18 protein-coding genes and 6 tRNA genes are annotated in these 19,019 nt (G+C 37.8%); 17 read left to right on the plus strand and 7 right to left on the minus strand.

From position 1 onward, the window contains the following. Nucleotides 1–43 precede the first annotated feature (43 nt). Complete coding sequence (locus CDOMF_RS00905; protein WP_260952038.1) at nucleotides 44–673, minus strand: TetR/AcrR family transcriptional regulator; 630 nt, start codon at nucleotides 671–673, stop codon at nucleotides 44–46. A 119-nt stretch (nucleotides 674–792) separates the two neighbouring features. Then, entirely contained in the window at nucleotides 793–2,136 is a 1,344-nt protein-coding gene (gene ccoG / locus CDOMF_RS00910) for a cytochrome c oxidase accessory protein CcoG (protein WP_260952039.1), read from the minus strand. A gap of 158 nt (nucleotides 2,137–2,294) precedes the next feature. Between ccoG and rpsU the strand changes: the two genes are divergently transcribed. The 7 genes from rpsU to CDOMF_RS00945 all read left to right on the plus strand — a co-directional run bounded on the left by rpsU (nucleotide 2,295) and on the right by CDOMF_RS00945 (nucleotide 7,969). Next, entirely contained in the window at nucleotides 2,295–2,507 is a 213-nt protein-coding gene (gene rpsU, locus CDOMF_RS00915; protein WP_169976385.1) for a 30S ribosomal protein S21, read from the plus strand. Between the two features lie 95 nt (nucleotides 2,508–2,602). Continuing rightward, nucleotides 2,603–3,331 (plus strand): DNA-binding protein, encoded by a 729-nt coding sequence (locus CDOMF_RS00920; RefSeq protein ID WP_260952040.1) that lies wholly within the window; start codon nucleotides 2,603–2,605, stop codon nucleotides 3,329–3,331. Then, entirely contained in the window at nucleotides 3,328–3,930 is a 603-nt protein-coding gene (locus tag CDOMF_RS00925) for a UPF0323 family lipoprotein (RefSeq protein WP_260952041.1), read from the plus strand. The genes CDOMF_RS00920 and CDOMF_RS00925 overlap by 4 nt, the downstream gene beginning before the upstream one ends. Continuing rightward, entirely contained in the window at nucleotides 3,930–5,111 is a 1,182-nt protein-coding gene (locus tag CDOMF_RS00930) for a glutathionylspermidine synthase family protein (RefSeq protein WP_260952042.1), read from the plus strand. Before CDOMF_RS00925 ends, CDOMF_RS00930 begins: the two co-directional genes overlap by 1 nt. A gap of 2 nt (nucleotides 5,112–5,113) precedes the next feature. After that, nucleotides 5,114–6,046 carry a D-2-hydroxyacid dehydrogenase gene (locus CDOMF_RS00935; RefSeq protein WP_260952043.1) on the plus strand — a complete coding sequence of 311 codons (933 nt, stop codon included), beginning with the start codon at nucleotides 5,114–5,116 and terminating at the stop codon, nucleotides 6,044–6,046. Next, the gene (locus CDOMF_RS00940; protein ID WP_260952044.1) at nucleotides 6,047–6,544 is read left to right on the plus strand and encodes a YajQ family cyclic di-GMP-binding protein; all 498 of its coding nucleotides are present in this window, start codon (nucleotides 6,047–6,049) and stop codon (nucleotides 6,542–6,544) included. Nucleotides 6,545–6,613: 69 nt separating this feature from the next. After that, complete coding sequence (locus CDOMF_RS00945) at nucleotides 6,614–7,969, plus strand: coproporphyrinogen III oxidase family protein (RefSeq protein ID WP_260952045.1); 1,356 nt, start codon at nucleotides 6,614–6,616, stop codon at nucleotides 7,967–7,969. 65 nt (nucleotides 7,970–8,034) lie between these two features. Here the strand turns inward: CDOMF_RS00945 and CDOMF_RS00950 are convergent, their stop codons facing one another. The 5 genes from CDOMF_RS00950 to CDOMF_RS00970 are packed head-to-tail and all read right to left on the minus strand — an operon-like array spanning nucleotide 8,035 to nucleotide 13,823. Beyond that, complete coding sequence (locus CDOMF_RS00950) at nucleotides 8,035–9,762, minus strand: ATP-binding protein (protein ID WP_260952046.1); 1,728 nt, start codon at nucleotides 9,760–9,762, stop codon at nucleotides 8,035–8,037. After that, entirely contained in the window at nucleotides 9,746–11,308 is a 1,563-nt protein-coding gene (locus CDOMF_RS00955) for a fatty acid--CoA ligase (protein WP_260952047.1), read from the minus strand. Before CDOMF_RS00955 ends, CDOMF_RS00950 begins: the two co-directional genes overlap by 17 nt. A gap of 8 nt (nucleotides 11,309–11,316) precedes the next feature. Next, a complete protein-coding gene (locus CDOMF_RS00960; protein WP_260952048.1) occupies nucleotides 11,317–12,567 on the minus strand; it encodes an OmpP1/FadL family transporter in 1,251 nt (416 codons plus the stop codon). Nucleotides 12,568–12,576: 9 nt separating this feature from the next. Further along, nucleotides 12,577–13,413 (minus strand): deoxyribonuclease IV, encoded by an 837-nt coding sequence (nfo, locus tag CDOMF_RS00965; protein WP_260952049.1) that lies wholly within the window; start codon nucleotides 13,411–13,413, stop codon nucleotides 12,577–12,579. Further along, nucleotides 13,410–13,823 carry a hypothetical protein gene (locus tag CDOMF_RS00970; RefSeq protein WP_260952050.1) on the minus strand — a complete coding sequence of 138 codons (414 nt, stop codon included), beginning with the start codon at nucleotides 13,821–13,823 and terminating at the stop codon, nucleotides 13,410–13,412. Before CDOMF_RS00970 ends, nfo begins: the two co-directional genes overlap by 4 nt. Before the next feature lie 133 nt (nucleotides 13,824–13,956). Between CDOMF_RS00970 and CDOMF_RS00975 the strand changes: the two genes are divergently transcribed. The 10 genes from CDOMF_RS00975 to CDOMF_RS01020 all read left to right on the plus strand — a co-directional run bounded on the left by CDOMF_RS00975 (nucleotide 13,957) and on the right by CDOMF_RS01020 (nucleotide 18,782). Continuing rightward, nucleotides 13,957–14,031, plus strand: a tRNA-Glu gene (locus CDOMF_RS00975). A 158-nt stretch (nucleotides 14,032–14,189) separates the two neighbouring features. Further along, nucleotides 14,190–15,224: a threonine aldolase family protein gene (locus CDOMF_RS00980; RefSeq protein WP_260952051.1), complete on the plus strand. Its 1,035-nt coding sequence runs from the start codon at nucleotides 14,190–14,192 to the stop codon at nucleotides 15,222–15,224. Between the two features lie 66 nt (nucleotides 15,225–15,290). Next, entirely contained in the window at nucleotides 15,291–16,016 is a 726-nt protein-coding gene (locus tag CDOMF_RS00985; protein WP_260952052.1) for a TerC family protein, read from the plus strand. Nucleotides 16,017–16,160: 144 nt separating this feature from the next. Continuing rightward, entirely contained in the window at nucleotides 16,161–17,495 is a 1,335-nt protein-coding gene (locus CDOMF_RS00990) for an MATE family efflux transporter (RefSeq protein ID WP_260952053.1), read from the plus strand. Continuing rightward, the gene (locus tag CDOMF_RS00995; RefSeq protein WP_260952054.1) at nucleotides 17,492–18,160 is read left to right on the plus strand and encodes a DNA alkylation repair protein; all 669 of its coding nucleotides are present in this window, start codon (nucleotides 17,492–17,494) and stop codon (nucleotides 18,158–18,160) included. Before CDOMF_RS00990 ends, CDOMF_RS00995 begins: the two co-directional genes overlap by 4 nt. A 154-nt stretch (nucleotides 18,161–18,314) precedes the next feature. Next, a tRNA-Pro gene (locus CDOMF_RS01000) sits at nucleotides 18,315–18,392 on the plus strand. Between the two features lie 8 nt (nucleotides 18,393–18,400). Continuing rightward, nucleotides 18,401–18,477, plus strand: a tRNA-His gene (locus CDOMF_RS01005). Nucleotides 18,478–18,482: 5 nt separating this feature from the next. Further along, nucleotides 18,483–18,559, plus strand: a tRNA-Arg gene (locus CDOMF_RS01010). Nucleotides 18,560–18,571: 12 nt separating this feature from the next. Next, nucleotides 18,572–18,648 (plus strand) — tRNA-Arg (locus tag CDOMF_RS01015). 49 nt (nucleotides 18,649–18,697) lie between these two features. Beyond that, nucleotides 18,698–18,782 (plus strand) — tRNA-Leu (locus CDOMF_RS01020). Nucleotides 18,783–19,019: the final 237 nt, after the last annotated feature.

Genomic DNA, 19,019 nt, shown 5'->3' on the forward strand with positions numbered 1-19,019 from the left:
TTTTACTCTTATTTGATTTTTTTGTCAATCTTTAAGACAAAAACTATTTTGTAATACCTTTTAGAAAAATTTTAATGCATGTTTTAACATGATTTTCGCGCTCTTTTGCACTTAATACTATATCACTATTCAATAAGATAGCATGATAATGATAAGGGTTCCTTACTAGTCCGCAAAATAAAGATGCTGCTGTTTTAGGGTCTATAGACTCATCAAGCTGAGATTTTATCTCTTCTCTCTCCATAAAATTTACTAAAATTTGATTTACTCTATTTATAACTTGCTCTAAGAACATATTTCCTAAGGAGGCGTTATTTTTGTAACCTTCAATAAGCATAATTCTTGTTATTAAGGTAGTTTTTCTATCACATACAATATCAAAAAATATAGTTGCAAATTTAGTTAGGAAGTCGTCTATCTTGTGAGAAATTTTTAAATTTATCTTTTCATCTATCTCGGCGCAGAAGTTATCTAAGCTACGCTCAACAATAGCAGTAAATAGGCCCTCTTTGTTATTAAAAAATTTATATACGCTTGCTAAAGATCCACCGCTCTTGTCTATAATATCACTTAAGCTGGTATTCTCATATCCTTTGTTTAAAAAAGACTCTAGAGCCACCTCCATAATCTTCTCATACCGCTCTTGACCACGTTTAGACATTTTGACTGACATACTAAATCCTTGGTTAAATTTATTCAAAAAAGTGAATTGAATGTTATTGTAGCTCTAATAACATTAAATTTTCTTTATGAATATATAAAATATAAAATGTAATTTTAAATTTTTATATTTTATTTGTCAGGATACACGAATATAGTTTCTCTGTTGATATTTACTCTCTTTTTATCATCTTTTGCATAAGCATTTATATTTATAGATACGGGTTTATTTCCACTTTTGTCGAAATTTATAATATTTGATGATAGCACTACCACGACCTTCTTTTTGGCTCCGGCTTTTAATACTATTTCATCTTTTGGACGGTCAATTTTAATATTTGTATTATTGATGTCAAAATAATAGGCATGTTCTTTATTATCTGTATTTTGGAATAAAAATGTATATGCGTTTTCGACTCTGTTACTTTTTGTAATTTTATATAGCTCGCTCGTGCGATTTATGTTTAGCAGCATGTACTCTTTCTTTGTGCTCATAAACGCTAAAATCACCGCGGCGATGCCGATAACCACTATATAAGCGATGGTTCTAAATCTAAAATAATTAACTTTCTTGCCTGATTTTAGCGAGTTATCGCTCGTCCAGTCTATGAGTGTCTTTTTGCCAAGTTTGCCCATTACTTTACTGCACGCATCCACGCACTCAAGGCAGTTTATACAGTCAAGCTGCATGCCTTTTCTTATATCTATATGAGTTGGGCAAATTTTCACACAGGCCTCACATCCGGTGCACTCATTTTCAGGCTCAGGCGGCTTTTTCCAAAGCTTGATGTTTTTATCGTAAATTTTACCGCCGCGCCTCTCGTCATAAATAACTTGAATCGTATCATCATCAAACATAACAGATTGAATTCTCGCATAAGGACAGATATATACGCAAAATTTCTCCGCTAGCCAAACCACGTCAAATATTATAAAAGCGGTTATAAAAAACCAAATTCCCATTAAAAATTTATGCTCGCCACTGTTTTTAACGTAGCTTATAAAATCCTCTGGCGGCACAAAAAACCACAAGAAATTTGCCGCAGCCAAACAGGCTAAGACCGACCAGATAGCTACGCCCAAGAATTTTTTGAAATTTTGCCCATCTATAGGCTTTTGTTTGTTATTTATGTTTTTGTGAAGCTTTAAAATTTTAGTCTGGATGAGATCGCGATAAATTACGCGAAATATCGTCTGCGGACAGCTCCAACCGCACCAAACCCTTCCGCCAAGCGTCGTAAGAAAGAATATAGTAAGAAAAAATATGATAAGCACAAACGGCATCAGATAAAGTTCTTGCGTATCAAAGCTGTTAAAGAGCAGGTGAAGCTGCTTTTTGTCAAAACTAAGCAGGAAAAAGTGGTTACCACCGATTCGGATAAACGGCAGTATCAGCGCGATACAGGTCAAAATCGAATAAAAAATATAGCGCTTTTTGGCATAGTTAGACTGTGGATTATCTGTTAAATTTGACATCAAAATTCCTGTTTTAAAAATGTAATATTTTAAATTTAAATTATAGAACTTTTGTAGTTAAAGCAATCTTATAATAAGCGTAAAACTAAATAAATTTTGAAATTTAAGAAAATTTAAGTATAATCGCACTCTATTTTAATCGAAAGGTGGTGAGGGTCGTGCCGGGAATTAAGGTACATCCTAATGAGTCTTTTGACGAAGCGTATAGGAAATTTAAAAAGCAAGTCGATAGAAACCTTGTTGTAACTGAAGTTAGAGCAAGAAGATTTTTCGAGCCTATGACTGAAATTCGCAAAAAGCAAAAAATTTCAGCTCGTAAAAAAATGCTTAAACGTCTTTATATGCTTAGACGCTACGAGTCAAAACTCTAACCAAATTAAACTAACTAACTTCGTGTTAGTTAGTTTAACTTCTTTATTAGCCTAAATTTGCCATAATATCTGCATTTTTTAAGAAAAGGAAATTTATGCGTAAGTTATCCGTTAGCCAAGCCTCCGAAGTTTTAGGCATAACAAAAGAGGCGATCTATAACAGGATAAGACGAAAAAGCTTAAAATCAATCGATGAAAAAGGCGTTAAATACGTGCTAATCGAAGATGATGAAGCAACTAACGAGCCACAAACAAAAGCCAAAATAACCAAAACAAACACTAAAAAAATCGTTAGTGAAAATTCAAGTGAAACTAGCGAAGAGCGAAGTGAATTTATCAAATTTTTACTAACACAGCTTGAAGAGCTAAAAGAGCAAAATAGAAATTTGCAAGGCGATAAAGAGCGTTTGCATGCACAAAAAGAGCAAATTTTAATCGCTAACAAAGATGAAATCGCTGAAATTTACAAAGAGCGCGACGAGAAATTTAGATATTTTTTGCAGATGCTTGAGCGTCCGCTTTTAGCAAGACAAAATGGCGAATATATCCGTCCGATCGATGTTGAATTTGACGAAGGCCATGAGACGATCCATAGTGAAGAAAAAGCTAAATTTGATAACGAAGTAAAAGATGAGCCAAAGGTCAAAAAATGGCTTAGCTTAAGCGAATTTTTAAAAAGCTTAAATTTAAAAAATAAAAAGATAAAAAAGATACAAAAACTGATCATTAAAAATATCGGCAAGTCGAAATTTATCAAATTTAAAGACGGCGTGATATGGGTAAGAAATGAAAAATCAATAAAACAGATAGTAGGTGAAGTATGAAAAGAATCAAAAAAATTGCAACTTATGCCGCTGTAGGCGGATTTGGCGCGGTAGTTATGGCAGGTCTTGCGGGATGTAGCGGAGGCGGAGAGGATCAAAGCGTAGTGCAAGAAGCGGCGCAAGCTCAAGGAGCTTTCGTTATCATAGAAGAGACCGCACCTGGCTCTTACAAAGTGCTTGAAGAGTATCCAAGCAGTGAAACCAGAGTCGTGCTAAAGCAGCTTGACGGCAAGGAGCGCGTGCTAACAAAAGAGGAGATGGATAAACTAATCGCCGAAGAAAACGCTAAGATCGATAACGGTACTTCAAATTTGACAAAACCTGATGCGCAGCTTAGTAGTGGCGGGCTTGGGCTTGGTGAAGTTTTATTATCTTCGATTGCAGGAGGTATTTTAGGAAGCTGGATAGGTAGCAAGCTGTTTAACAACCAAGCTTTTCAAAACCATCGTCAAACAGCATATAAAAACCCTTCGACTTACTCAAGAAGCGTTGATAGCTTTAATAAAGCTAAGGCTACAAGCTCTGCAGGCAAGCCTGCCGGAGGTAAGAGTGGATTTTTCGGTAGCGGAAGCAAAACTAATCAATCGGCAGGTGGATGATGTTAAATTTAAAAAAAGTTAAGCCTTTAGATAAGGCGTTTTTAGAAAGTATCGGCTTTGCTTGGCACACAGATAGCGACGATAGCTCATATATCGCAGATGAGCTTGTGGAAGTTAGCGAGCAAGAGGCCGAAGCCTACTACGAGGCCGCAAATGAGCTATATGATATGTTTGTAACCGCCGGACAGCATATAATAGATAGTAACCTCTTCCACGAGGTTGGCATACCTTTTAATCTTGTTGATATGGTAAAAGAAAGCTGGGAAAACGAAGTTCACTGGCATCTTTACGGGCGTTTTGATTTAGCTGGCGGACTTAACGGAAAGCCTATAAAGCTCATTGAATTTAACGCCGATACGCCGACTGCGATATTTGAAACGGCGATTATCCAATGGGCGATTTTGAAATTTAACGGCATGGACGAGAGCTCGCAGTTTAACGATCTTTACGAAGCCTTAAAGGAAAATTTCAAGCGTCTTGTAACGCTTAGCGAGGATACAAGCGAATTTAACAAGCTCTATGAGGGCTGGAAAATTCTGTTTAGCTCTATTGCCGGCAGTATCGAGGATGAGCAGAGCGTAAAACTACTTGAGTATATCGCTAAAGAGGCCGGGTTTTATACTGATTTTGCCTATGTTGATGAGGTTGAGTTTAGCGACGAAGAGGGCATCTTCAAATGCGGTGAAAATTATGAATACTGGTTTAAGCTTGTTCCCTGGGAAGATATTGCCGTGCAGGAGGGTGAACTCGCACTTATTCTTAAAAATATAATGGCAAATCAAAGAGCCATCATATTAAATCCTGCCTATACGCTGATGTTTCAAAGCAAGGGTATTTTAAAAATTCTTTGGGATCTTTATCCAAATCATCCGCTTTTGCTCGAGGCTTCAGACAAGCCGTTAGCTAACAAAAAATGCGTTAAAAAGCCCATATTTGGGCGCGAAGGAGCAAACGTTAGCATTATAGAGTCTAACGGAACCGTTAGCGTTAGCAGTGATGGCGAATACGGTGCAAACAGAGCCGTATATCAAGAATTTTACGAATTTAATAAAGACGAAAGAGGTGATAGCTATCAGGCTGGAGTCTTTTTTGCCTATGAGGCTTGCGCGCTTGGATACAGAAAAGGCGGAGAAATTTTAAATAACGCTTCAAAATTCGTAGGACACTACATAAAGGGGTAAACATGAAAATAGTCTGCCTTGATGCTTCAACTTTAGGAAGTGATGTTAGCCTTGATGTTTTTGCTAAATTTGGAGAATTTGTAAGCTATGATAAGACTGATAAAAGCGAAACTATAGAGCGTTTAAAGGGCGCTGATGTCGTGATAACTAACAAGGTTATTATTGGCCGTGACGTTATGGACGCGACAAATTTAAAGCTGGTTTGCATAAGCGCAACAGGTATGAACAATGTCGATCTAGACTATGCAAAAGCTAAAAATATAGCCGTTAAAAACGTCGCAGGCTACTCGACTAACAGCGTTGCACAGCATACTTTTGCTTGTTTGTTAGCGTTAGTAAATCGCATTAAATTTTACGATGATTATGTGCAAAGCGGCGAGTGGGTAAAGAGCGAAATTTTTACGAATTTAGATAGATCTATCGGCGAGATAAGCGGTAAGAATTTCGGCATCATCGGACTTGGTGAGATAGGACGAAGCGTGGCTAGGATAGCTGTGGCTTTTGGTGCAAACGTAAGTTACTACTCAACAAGCGGAGCAAACGATAACGCCGAGTTTAAAAGGCAAAATTTAGACGAGCTTTTAAAGAGCTGTGATATCGTAAGTATACACGCTCCTCTTAATGAAAAAACACGAAATTTGATCTCTTCTAAAGAGCTAAATTTGATGAAAGAGGGCGCAGTGCTTATGAACTTTGGACGCGGCGGCATAGTTGATGAAAGCGCACTTGCTAAGGCGATCGATGAACGAAATTTGATGGCTTGCGTAGATGTGCTTGAAAGCGAGCCGATGAGAGAAAATCACCCGCTTTTAAATATCAAAAACAAAGAAAACTTAATAATCACACCACACGTCGCCTGGGCGAGCAAAGAGGCGCGTGAGAAGCTCATAAATTTGATAGTAAAAAATATAGAAAATTTTATAAAGGAGAGTTAAATGGCTAGCGAACATAGCTTTGATATAAGTGCGCAAGTTGATCTGATGGAGGTTAAAAACGCTCTTGAAGCAGCGAAAAAAGAGGTTGCCGCTAGGTATGACTTCAAAGGTATCGCTGCTGAAATCGAGCTAAACGAAAAGGATAAATTTATCACTCTTCTTAGCACAAGTGATAATAAAATCGACGCTTTAAAAGATATCGTCATCTCAAAGCTTATCAAGCGCAATATCCCGCCTGTAGCAGTTAGCGAAAGCAAGCGAGAAAGCGCAAGCGGAGGAAAAATAAAAGCCACTCTTAATCTAAACGATACGCTTGATAGTGAAAATTCAAAAAAGATCACAAAAGCCATAAAAGACGCAAAACTAAAGGTAAACGCAACGATCAGAGGTGAAGAGGTAAGGGTTGCGGGCAAATCGATCGATGATCTGCAAGAGTGCATAAGGATCGTAAAGTCTTTAAATCTTGAATTACCGCTTAGTTTTAGAAATTTAAAATAATTATAATACTTTTTTTGGTAAATTTACGACTATTATATATAAAGATTGTTTTATAAAAAGGAATTAATTATGGGTTTTAAGAATATTATAGAAAAATTTGCAGTTAATTACGCTCATAATTCTATGCAAAAGTCCCTTTATGATGGGCTAAATATAAATATTTTAGATAATAAATTTAACAAAATTCCAAAGCCTGACACTGAGTATATGCTGTACGCGCACGTGCCGTTTTGCCACACTTTTTGCCCTTACTGCTCATTTCATAAGTATCATTACGAACAAGAGCTTGCGGTTCATTATTTTGCGAATTTGCGCGAAGAGATGAGACAGGTTAAGGAAGCCGGATTTAACTTTACATCGATGTATGTCGGTGGCGGAACCACGCTTATAAACGAGCCTGAGCTTGAAAAGACACTTGTGCTTGCAAAAGAGCTTTTTGATATCAAAGATATATCGTGTGAGAGCGATCCAAACCACATCGATCCTGAAAATTTAAAGAGATTTCAAGGGCTTATCGACCGCTTAAGCGTGGGCGTGCAAAGTTTTAGCGATGATATCTTAAAAAAAGTTGCCAGATATGATCGCTTCGGTTCAAGCAAGCAGCTTCAAGAAAAGCTAAGAAAAGCTATGGGCGTGCTGCCTACGATAAGCCTTGATCTTATTTTTAACCTGCCAAATCAGACCAAAGAGCAGCTTTTACATGATGTAAAAATCGCAAAATCAATCGCTCCTGAGCAGATAACGTTCTACCCGCTTATGAAATCTCCGCTTACTCGTGACGCGATAGCTCGTTCGCTTGGCGTGGATGATAGCGATAACGAGCGCGAGTTTTATGAGCTCATTTGCGCAAATTTCAGCGACTATCACCAAAGTAACGCCTGGGCATTTGGTCGCGATAACGCAAATTTACGGGATGAATACGTAGGAAGCCACCATGAGTATCTTGGAATCGGAAGCGGTGCGTTTAGCTTCTTAAACGGAGAGCTTCTCATAAACGCATTTAACCTGCTTGATTACGGAAGGATGGTGAAAAATCATGAGAGCCCGGTCATCGCAAAATGCAGCTTTACTAAAAAAGATCGCCTGAAATATATCTTCTTAACCGAGCTTTTTGACGGCGGAGTTGATATAGCCAAATACAACGAATTTAACCGTGCAAACATCCATAAAGAGCTGTTTGTCGAGCTAAATTTGCTTAAGCTTGTAAATGCGATCTACGAAGAAAACGGCATGATTAAGCCGACGTTTTTCGGTAAGTATATCTGCCTTGTTTTGATGCGTGATTTTTATGCGGGCATGGATAAGGTTCGCGCAATATTTAAAGATGATGCAAAGATCAAACGAAGCAAAAAACTACGCATAATGGAAGAAAACACCGAGCCAAATTTCGATAACTCAGTCATCTCTCCAAAAGCTGCGGTTTAATAAACTACATAAATTCAAGCGAACTTGCTTGAATTTGTTTTCTTGTCTATATTTGGAAATTTAGTTTAAAAGCCTACTTTTTTCTCTTCGTCAAAGGCGCTTGAAATTTCGCGTTTGATCTCATTTTCAAAGTCTTTAAGAGTAAAAATTCCATCATCTCTAATGGCGACTTTAAGAGCTGTGTTTTTAAGCACGAGCATGATTTGCGCACCGCTTAGATCAAATTTTGCAAGCTCTTTGATGTCAAATCCATCTTCAAAACTCGCATTTTCAGGCATAACCTTACGCCAAATGGCAAGGCGTGCCGCAAAATCCGGCTTTTTAAACTCTATTTTATAGTCAAATCTTCTTGAAAACGCACTATCAAGGCTTTGCAAGAAATTTGTCGTGGCTATCAAAACGCCTTCAAATTTCTCAATTTGCTCTAAAAAGATATTTTGCATTTGATTATGCATCTTATCAGCCCCGCTTGAGCTCTCCGTCCTTGTGCTTAGAAACTGATCGGCCTCATTTAGCAATAATACGGGCTCACTCTTGCTTTTAGCGCAAATTTCTTTATATGTATCAAAAATTTTGCGCACATTTTGTTCGCTCTCTCCAACATATTTGCTTAAAATTTTGGAGCAGTCAAAGCTTAAAACCATCTTTTTAAGGCTCTTTGCAAGCCCTATGGCGCTCATCGTTTTACCGGTTCCAGCAGCTCCGTAAAAGATGATCTTAACGTCTATAGCTCGGCGCGACTTGATACCCCAGCTTGAAAGGCGAGCTAAGACCTTTTTGTCAACTTGCTTTAAAATCGCATCCATTAGCTCTTTTGTCTTGTCGCTTAGCACTACATCATCGATACTTGTCGCAGGCTCGATCAGCTCGAAAATTTCTTGCTCTTTAACTATGCTTGCGAGTTCAAGCTTCTTGCTCTTTTTCTCGTTTTTTGGATGCATTATGCGCTGCAAAACGTCATCGTTTATAAAAAAGCTTCGCGTGATGTTGCCTAGCGTGCTTAAAATCTCGTCGTAATCAATCAGCCCGCTTTCAATAAGCCTTGAGCCGTCATCCAAAAGCGAGCGGTTTTTAGCCCTTTGAAACTCATCACCGCCCAAAATACTAGTAAGCGCATTTAGATCGCGGGAACTATCAAATTCGCCTGCGTACTCCTCTTTTAAAAGAGCTAGAAAGATAATTTGCTCCTTTTCATCAAGCGAATTTTCTTTAAAAATTTGCTCAACGACAAGGATGATTTTAGTTAAATTTAGGCGTTTTTTTATCGTTTCGTTAAGGGTTTGTATCTCTTTTTCGAGCCTGTTTTTAGCCTCGTTTGAGCTGTTTGGATCAAAAAGAGCAAATCTCGCATAAAGTTCGATGCGTAAAAACTGATCTTTAAGATACTCCAAATGATCCTCATACGCTGTAATCTCAGGCATCTTGATACTAACATTACCGTTTTCTAAAATTTTTAAAAACGCCGCAGAGAGTGAAATTTCGGTGTGAAGTAAAGTGAGTAAATTTGATTGATTTGGCTTGGTTTCGGCAGTTTTAAATATGCTAAAACTTTGATTTATCCAGCCGTTATCAATGAGTGATCTGATATCTTCTAAATGATTTAGGAATTTATATCCGCTCTCGTCGCCAAATATAGCTTTAAGCACGTCATAAACGCTGTTTTGAGCGCTACCGTCTATGTAGGCTTTGCTTAGAAATTGAAGAATTTTGGCCTCGTTTTCATTGCAGTTTATGAGCGCGCTTAAATTTGAGTCTTTGGCGTTTGAGCCGATAAATTCAAGAAGATATTTCACTTAGTTCGCCCTTTGCGATTTGATCTTTTAAAACTCGTTTTAAAACCTTGCCCGTAGCGTTTTTAGGCAGTTCTTTTACGAAATGTATATGTTTTGGAATTTTAAAATTAGCCAAATGCTTTTTAAGATGAGCTCTTATGGTTTTTTCATCCGTGCTCATATCGTCTTTAAACTGTATAAACGCCACGACCTCTTCGTCCGCGTGCGCATCGCGTATTCCTACTACTGCCGCAGCTTCGATGGCTTCGAGTTTAAAGAGCACCTCTTCGATCTCTCTAGGATAGATGTTTATGCCTTTTGAGATGATTAGATCTTTTTTGCGATCAACGATAAATAGATATCCTTCCTCATCGACCTTGCCAAGATCGCCCGTCCTTAGCCAGCCGTTCATTATCGTTTCGTCCGTTGCGTCAGGCATATTTAAGTATCCTTGCATGACGCAATCGCCCTTTACGATGATCTCGCCAACTTCACCGGTAGCAACTTCCATCATCTCGTCATTTACGATCTTTATCTCATATCCCGGTAGAGGAAGCCCCACGCTTGCTATCTTTTGCTTGTTGCTTGGATTTATCGCGACTGCAGGCGAACACTCGCTAAGACCGTATCCTTCAAGCAGTTTAGCGCGTGGAAATTTCTTTTTAAAGTCGATTATAGTTTGCTCTGCAAGTGGAGCTGCGCCGCTGATAAAGAGCCTTACGCAGTTAAACCACTTGAAATACCATGGAATTTTTGCCTTGCCGATAGCCGTGTATATCGCAGGAACTCCAAGAAATATCGTAGCTCTTTTGAGCAAGGTTTGCTTAAGCACGTTTGAAAACGGAAAGACTGATTTAACAAGTATCATCGAGCTAGCCGAAAAGATCGGAAGTAGTATCATAACCGTAAGAGTGAAGCTGTGAAACATCGGTAAAAAGACCATAAATCTATCTTTTTTGCCGATATAAAAGAGCTCCATAGCGCCTATGATGTTTGAAAATACGTTGCGGTAGCTTAGCATCGCGCCTTTTGGCTTGCCGGTCGTGCCTGAAGTGTAGATGATGTGAGCCAGATCGTCTAATACGGGTTGCTTTATTAGATCTAACTCTATTTTGCAGCTAAGAACGGTTATAAAATTTATATTCGAATCATTATAGCTACTAAATTCACCTATCCAGATGATTTTTTCTAAATTTGTCCTGCTTTCAAGTCCTTTAATCTCTTTTGATAAATTTGAAGAGGCGAAGAGTGCTTTCGCTCCACAATCGTTTAAGATATACTCAAATTCCTCGTGTTTTAAAAATGTATTTATAGGCACAGCAATAGCCCCTATGGCCGATATTGCAAAGTAGCTTATCAGAAATTCTTCCGAATTTGAAACTATCATTGCTACTTTATCGCCAAATTTTACTCCGATACTTTGTAAATATGCTGCGACTCGATCGATGCTAAATTTAAGTTGGCTATAGGTAGTTTTGTATCCTTCGCCATAAATTATCACACCTTTTGGATTTTTATTGCAAGACTCATTAAGCATCTCGTAAAAGTTTTGATAAATATAACTCATTTTATACCTTAAAATTTATATTTTATACTCAAATTTATAGCTTGAGCATTTCCCCTGTCGAAGGTTCCGTTTGGATAGTTAGGATTGCCGCTGTAGTATTTTACGTCGCGTTTTTTTCTATCTTGGTAAAAATAACTCATACTAAGTTCTAAATCATCACTAAATTTATAGTTAAAGCCTGTTCCGTATACAACGGCCTTTGTATCAGGTAGGTCAAAGCTAGTTGTGCTACTTAAAGAAGCCGCCTCATCAAATATGATAGAGCCCATAACTCTTAGTTTTGAAGTCGCATTGTGGGCTATACCGAAACGATAGGCGTTTGTATTTTTCCAATTTCTGATTTTCGGCTCATCAAAGGCTTTAAAAAACGGATTTGAGTATTGGGATATGCCTGCATTGGGATAGTCGAAATTTAGCTCTTTCCATGCTGACCAGTAAGTTTTCTCATAAGCAAACATAAGGGTTGTGTCTTTTATTTCGTATGATAGCGCTAAATTTAAAGATGCTGGAAGCGGAACATTTAATTTAGCCTTGCCTCCATAAGAGCCGTTTGGAAACGCTCCTAATGGATGAGCCGGTGCTTTTATATCAGTATCTCCTTTTAGTTTCATATCTACCTTTGAGCGATATGTGGCTACTAGGCTTAATTTTTCGATAGGTTTATATGTCAAAGCTACGTTATATCCGAAATTTACTCCATCGCCTTTAATATCTTGGTCAGCTTTAAGCGGAGATTTAATATCTTGAGCAGCCTCTCCCTTTGTATACACAGCTCTTAAACCAAAACCTATAGCCAAGTTGTCCGTGATTCTGTAAGCTACGCTAGGATTTAGCTCCATTACTTTTAGATCAAACTTCTTTGATGTAGCTTTAGGCAATTCATCATCCCATCTCATTGACATTCCAGCAGGCACAACTAACGATATACCAAATTTCCAGTCTGCAATATATTCAGGCGATACAAAATGAAATGTCGGAAGAAGGGCTTTTGATTTTCTTGACTTGTATTTTTTGCCATTATAATGAGTGTATTTGACGTTATCTAGTTGCAAATATGAAAAAGAGCTTTCAAATTGATGTCTAGGATCATCCAAAAACAACATATTTGCAGGGTTAAAATAGGCTGCATCGGGACCAAAACTGGTTGCGATATTTGAGTTTAAAAGAGCTATACTATCGCTACTTTGTTCAGGCAGTTTAAACCCGGCACCGTTTAAAAGGCTACAAGCCACCAAGGAAACCAATAAATATTTTTTCATACAGCTCTCCTATTTTATAAAATTTCTTAAAATTTTTATCTCATCCGCCCAGATACTCTCGTCAATAGTCTCAAGTATAAGCGGAATGTCATCTGTTCGTTTGTCTTTTATAATGTTTTCAAATGTTCTTAGCTCTAAAAAACCTTTTCCAAGACTTTCGTGCCGATCTTTTTTAGACGCCAGGCCAAATTTTGTATCATTTAAATGCATTGCGCTTAGATATTTTATGCCTATTATTTGATCAAATTCGCTCATAACATTTTCGTAATTATCTTTTATATCATATCCTGCAGAAAAAGTGTGGCAGGTATCAATGCAGACACCGATTCTACTCTTATCTACGCATTTTTTAATCAAATATGCGATTTGCTCGAATTTAAAACCTAGATTGCTTCCTTGTCCTGCCGTATTTTCGATGACAAGCTTTACGTTTGAACTATTTTCAAGGATGAAATTTATCGAGTTTGCTATGTGGTCTAAACAGGTCTCGGTTGAAATTTCCTTTAGATGCGAACCTGGGTGAAAATTTATCATTTTTAGACCAAGTTCTTCTACTCTTGAAATTTCGTCTAAAAACGCATCTATTGAAATTTTACGTTTTTCACTATCAAAATGACCTAAATTTATCAAATAACTATTATGAGGCAAGACATGATCTGGTGAAATTTTAGATAACTTTAGATTTTCTTTAAATTTAGAGATATTTTCATCTGTCAAAGGCTTTGCACTCCATTGACGTTGATTTTTGACAAATAACGCGAAGGCGTTTGCGCCTATCTGCATCGCATTTAACGGAGCATTCTCTACTCCGCCACTCGCACTTACATGTGCACCGATATATTTCATTCAAGCTCTTTTATTATTATTTTTATTCTATTTTTTGCATCGTTAAAACTAATATTATTATTGCAAACTTCATATTGTATTGAATATTTACTTAGATTTTGACTAAACCCGCACTCATTTGTTACTAAATTTTGTCTATCATATATAGGTTCTCTCTCTAAAATCTCTTTAAAAAACTCATCATAGTGCTCATTTAGAAAAAATATTTTATTAAACTCTTTTTTTTCGTAACAAACTGCACTGACGCAAATTCGATCAGAAATTTTTATATTTGCCAAATTTACCCCTGAGCTGTAGATTTGCAAATTTAGAGAATTTGAACTTTTATGAAGAAAGCCTACGTCGTTGATTTTTATAATCGGAGATAGAATTGTTATAGCAAACGTGTTTGAAACTCTTTTTGTTTGCAAGCCCGCACAGCTTGTGAGTATAAATATTATAAAAAATATATTCGTAATTTTTAAAAATTTATTCATTGAATACTTTCTATTAAGCTAATTTTAAATATTTATTAGATAAAATTGCACTTCCGCTTAATTTAGTGGCCCATTCGTCTAGCGGTCAGGACATCGCCCTTTCACGGCGGTAACACGAGTTCGAGTCTCGTATGGGTCACCACTTCTAAGATCTATCTTTTAAAAATTAAAATTGTATCTTTAAACTGCTTAATAGATAATTATTTTTATAAGTCAGATTGATAGTAATATTTATTCTGCAAATTCTATGCCGATTTTTATTGTATAATCTGGTTTTTAAAAAAATATTAAAGAGAGTAAATGACATATTTTCAATGTGATTATGCAAGTGGAGCTCATCCTAAAATTATCGAAAATTTAGTTGCGACAAATAACGATCAATGTCTAGGATATGGCAGTGATAAATATTGTGAAAGCGCAATAAAAAAGATCAAAGACGCTTGTAAAAAACCTGATGCAGATGTATATTTTTTGGTTGGAGGCACTCAGACAAACTCTATAGTTATAGCCTCTATTTTACGTCCTCATCAGGGCGTAATTTCTGCAGATAGTGGTCATATAGCCGTCCATGAAGCTGGAGCCATAGAAGCTGGCGGACATAAGGTCTTGATTTTACCTTCAATTGATGGAAAAATAACGGCCGAGCAGGTTAAAGAGTGCTGTGAACTACATCAAAAAGATCCTGTAAGACATCATACGGTTCAGCCTGGAATGGTATATATCTCATTTCCTACCGAGATTGGCACGCTTTATTCAAAGCAAGAGCTTAAAGATCTTAGTAGTGTTTGCAAAAGCTTAAACTTACCACTTTTTATAGATGGCGCCAGGCTTGGATATGGGATAATGAGCGAATTTTGTGATCTAAATTTAGCGGATATTGCTGAGTTTTGCGACATTTTTTATATCGGAGGCACCAAGTGCGGAACTCTTTTTGGAGAAGCTGTGGTAATTACAAACAACACTCTTAAAAAAGATTTTAGGTATATAATGAAGCAGCGTGGTGCGCTTTTGGCCAAAGGTAGGATGCTTGGAATCCAGTTTGATACGCTATTTACGGATAATCTTTACTTTGAAATTTGTAAAAATGCCGTTTCTTACGCGCTTAAAATTAGAAAAGCCTTTGAGGATAAGGGCGTAGAGGTTATGTCAAATTCTCAAACTAATCAGCAGTTTTTCGCGCTTAGTGATGAATGGCTTGAAAAACTAAGCCAAAAGTATGTATTTCAGTTTATTTATAAAATGACTGACGGGCGAAATTTTATCAGGGTTTGCACTAGCTGGTCTAGCCAAGAGAGTGATATTAATAGCTTGATAGAAGATATTTCTGCTTTATGAAGCTAGAAATTTTATAAATTTTTATATAATCTTGTTTTTAAAATTTTATACAAAGGACTTAAAAATATGTTTGAATGGATGAGCTCCCCTGAAGCGTGGCTATCGCTCGTTACGCTTACGGGACTTGAGATAGTCTTGGGAATTGACAACATCATTTTCATAGCGATTTTGGTCGGCAAGCTTCCGCCTCATCAGCGAGACAAAGCCCGCATAATGGGACTTGCGTTTGCGATGATTACGCGTATATTGCTGCTGCTTTCGCTATTTTGGATTATGAAGCTTACAAAGCCGCTATTTACCGTGTTTGATTTTACGATTACGGGGCGGGATTTGGTGCTAATTTTAGGAGGGCTTTTCCTCATTGCAAAATCCACTCTTGAGATCCACTCAAACGTAACCGGCGAGCATCACGAGCAAAAGACACCTAAAGCGGCTGGATTTTGGATCATCATCACCGAAATCGCCATCCTTGACATCGTATTTTCGCTTGATAGCGTTATCACAGCGGTTGGTATGGCCGATCACATCGAGATCATGATACTTGCGGTTATGATCGCAGTTGGCGTGATGATGTTTGCTTCCAAGGCGATATCAAATTTCGTGGACAACAACCCTACGATCAAGATGCTTGCCCTTGCCTTCCTTATCCTTATCGGATTTGCGCTTGTGGGCGAAGGTCTTGGCTTGCACGTGCCTAAGGCTTACATCTACTTTGCGATGGGCTTTTCCCTATCTGTTGAGCTTCTTAATATCTACGCGAGAAAGAAAGCTCGCCAAATAGAAAATCACTGATAATCTTACTCTTTTGGCTGCTTTGCGGTCAAAAGAGTTTCTTAAATTTAAGCTAGTTTAGCACAAATTTTACTTTCTTTTTGCGGTAGCGCCAAATTTATCGCTCGCTCAAATTTAAAGCCAAATTTGTGATAGAATTCAGCCATGAACTTAATCAAAGACCCCATTAGACCGCTTATCATCACTCTAGCTACGCCGGCCGGGCTTGCTATGATGTTTAACACCCTTTATAACGTCACGGGCACTTACTTTGCCTCTACCATCTCAACCACTGCGGTTGCAGGTATGTCGATGAGCTTTTTGCTTTATCTTAGCGTCGTTGGTATCGGGCTTGGCTTTGGCTCTGCGCTTACTGCGCTCATTGGAAATTCACTCGGGCAAAAAAGAGAATTTCTAGCTAAAATTTACGCTCAAAAAGGCGTTGCTTTTGTACTTCTTTTTGCTATCTCGATGGGAATTTTAGGTTATATTATCACTCCGAAATTACTCATTTTTTTAGGCGCAAACGATGAGTTTTTAGGTAAAGCGCTTGAGTATATAAGGGTGATTTTCCTAGCATCTCCTTTTTTCTTAGCGATTAAAGGGTTAAACGGCGTTTTGGTAGCACTTGGCGATACGAAAACGCTTAGAAATTGGCTTTTTGTAGGTCTTTTTATAAACGCTCTTTTTTGCTACGTCTATCTTTACATCTTTGATCTTGGAGTCGGCGGCATAGCGCTTGCAACCGCTAGCGTGCAGCTTTTAGGTACTCTTTATCTATCCAAAAAAGTTCGCGATACGGGCATGATTGATTTTAAAAATTTGACTATGTTTTTGCCTGACTGGCGAATTTACTCCAAAATTTTAAAACAAGCTGTGCCTGCTTGCCTAAACTATCTTTCGATGTCTTTTGGCGGGCTTATCTTGCTTAAATTTATAAGCCACTACGGCACAAATGCAGTCGCAGGATACGGTATCGCGCTTAGGATCGAGCAGATCGTGGCACTTCCTACCGTAGGCATAGCCGCAGCCGTTCTTAGTATCATCTCGCGAAATTTTGGCGCCAAAGAGTATGGGCGTGTGATCGAGTGCTACAAAAGCGCGCTTAAAATTTTGCTTTATTTCTGCCTTTTTGCTTGCTCTTTTTACGTGTTTTGCGGCACTTATATCATCTCGCTTTTTGACGCAAATCCGGAGGTTATAAGTGCTGGACAAAGCTATCTGCTCATAAATTCCTTTGCCTTTTTGGGATATGCGATCATAAACATCTCAGGCAGCGCACTACAAGCGATAAAGCAGCCTATCATGGCGTTTGTGCTAAATGCTATGCGGCTTATCGTGCTTCAAATTTGCATATTTTCGTTCGTGGTTTATGTGCTAAAAGGAGTGCTTGTGGATATTTGGGTCGGCATGTTTTTCAACGTATATTTTACAGCCGGATGCTTTTTGGTGTATATGTATTTTAAGCTCAAAAAGCTGCCAAGAAAGGATAGGTTATGAATCTTAAAGAAAAATTGCTTCAAATTTTACAAGCTCATAGCGAGAAGAAATTTAGGATTTTTTCGCAAAAATTAATAACTCAGCCTGAAATTTTAGGCGTTAGAACGCCTACTCTTAAACGGGTAGCAAAGCAACTCGCGCAAGAAGTGAGCTTAGATGAAATTCGTCTTTTTGAGCCTGTTTTTCATGAAGAATTTGCTATCAAGGCGTTTTTGATTATCGATATAAAAGATGATGAGAGTAAATTCGCGCTTGCAAGCGAATTTGTAAAAACTATGCCAAATTGGGCGATCTGTGATCAGTTTGATGCGATAAAATTCAAAGATGGCAGATTTGTAAATTTGCTTCTTTCGCAGTGTCTTAGTTCAAATTTGGAGTATGAAAAGCGCTTTTTCTATGTTTATTATATGAGAAATTTAGAGGCATTTGAGCTTAGCAATTTTTTTGAAATCTGCTTAAAAGAAAAAGATGATAGATACTATGTGAAAATGGCTATGGCGTGGGCTTTAGCTGAAATTTTTATCAAATTTAAAGAGCCTGTTTTAAATTTACTTGAGAGTAAAAGGCTTGATAAATTTGTGCAAAACAAGACGATCTCAAAGATAAGAGACAGCTTTCGCGTTGAAAAAAGCGTGAAAGATGAGCTCGTAAAGTTTAGAATTTGATTTGGTGAATTTTGTTAGCCTAGTTAAATTTGGTCGTTTTTAAGTGTTAAATAAAGATATCTTGCTAAAAAATAAATTTTAATCTAAAATTTATTGACATTGAACTAGATTTTGGTTAAAATGCGCTTTTTCAATGAAGTAGGTACACATACTTCGGGGTGTAGCGCAGTCTGGTTAGCGCACTTGGTTTGGGACCAAGGGGCCGAAGGTTCGAATCCTTTCACCCCGACCATCTATGTGGTGAGTGTAGCTCAGTCGGTTAGAGCATCAGATTGTGGTCCTGAGGGTCGTGGGTTCAATTCCCATCACTCACCCCACTTTGGCGCTCGTAGCTCAATTGGATAGAGCGACAGACTTCGGATCTGTAGGTTATGGGTTCGACTCCTATCGGGCGCGCCACTTTGTTGTTATGCGCTCATAGCTCAGCTGGATAGAGCAACGGCCTTCTAAGCCGTAGGTCAGAGGTTCGAATCCTCTTGGGCGTACCATTTGGTTTGTTTAAGATTTTTTAGATAAACTTTCATTCTTTATACACGTGCGGATGTGGTGAAATTGGCAGACACGCCAGACTTAGGATCTGGTGCCTCACGGCGTGAAGGTTCAAGTCCTTTCATCCGCACCATTTTTAACATTTTTCCCCTTTAAAATCCCCTAAAATACGAGCTTCCGATAGCCTCTTAAGGTTAGAAAAATATCAAAAGTGTAAGCTATGTGTAACAAAGTGCTTAAAAGTGCCTATTTTAGGGCATTTATAAGATACTATACGGACTAATTCATCTAACCTATTTTATAAAAAAGCCCTAAAATACGGCATTTAATAAGCCAAAAGTGTAAAAAGTAAGTGTAGCAAAAAAGCCCT

This window comes from Campylobacter sp. RM16187 (genome assembly GCF_025319965.1).
Lineage (GTDB): Bacteria > Campylobacterota > Campylobacteria > Campylobacterales > Campylobacteraceae > Campylobacter_A.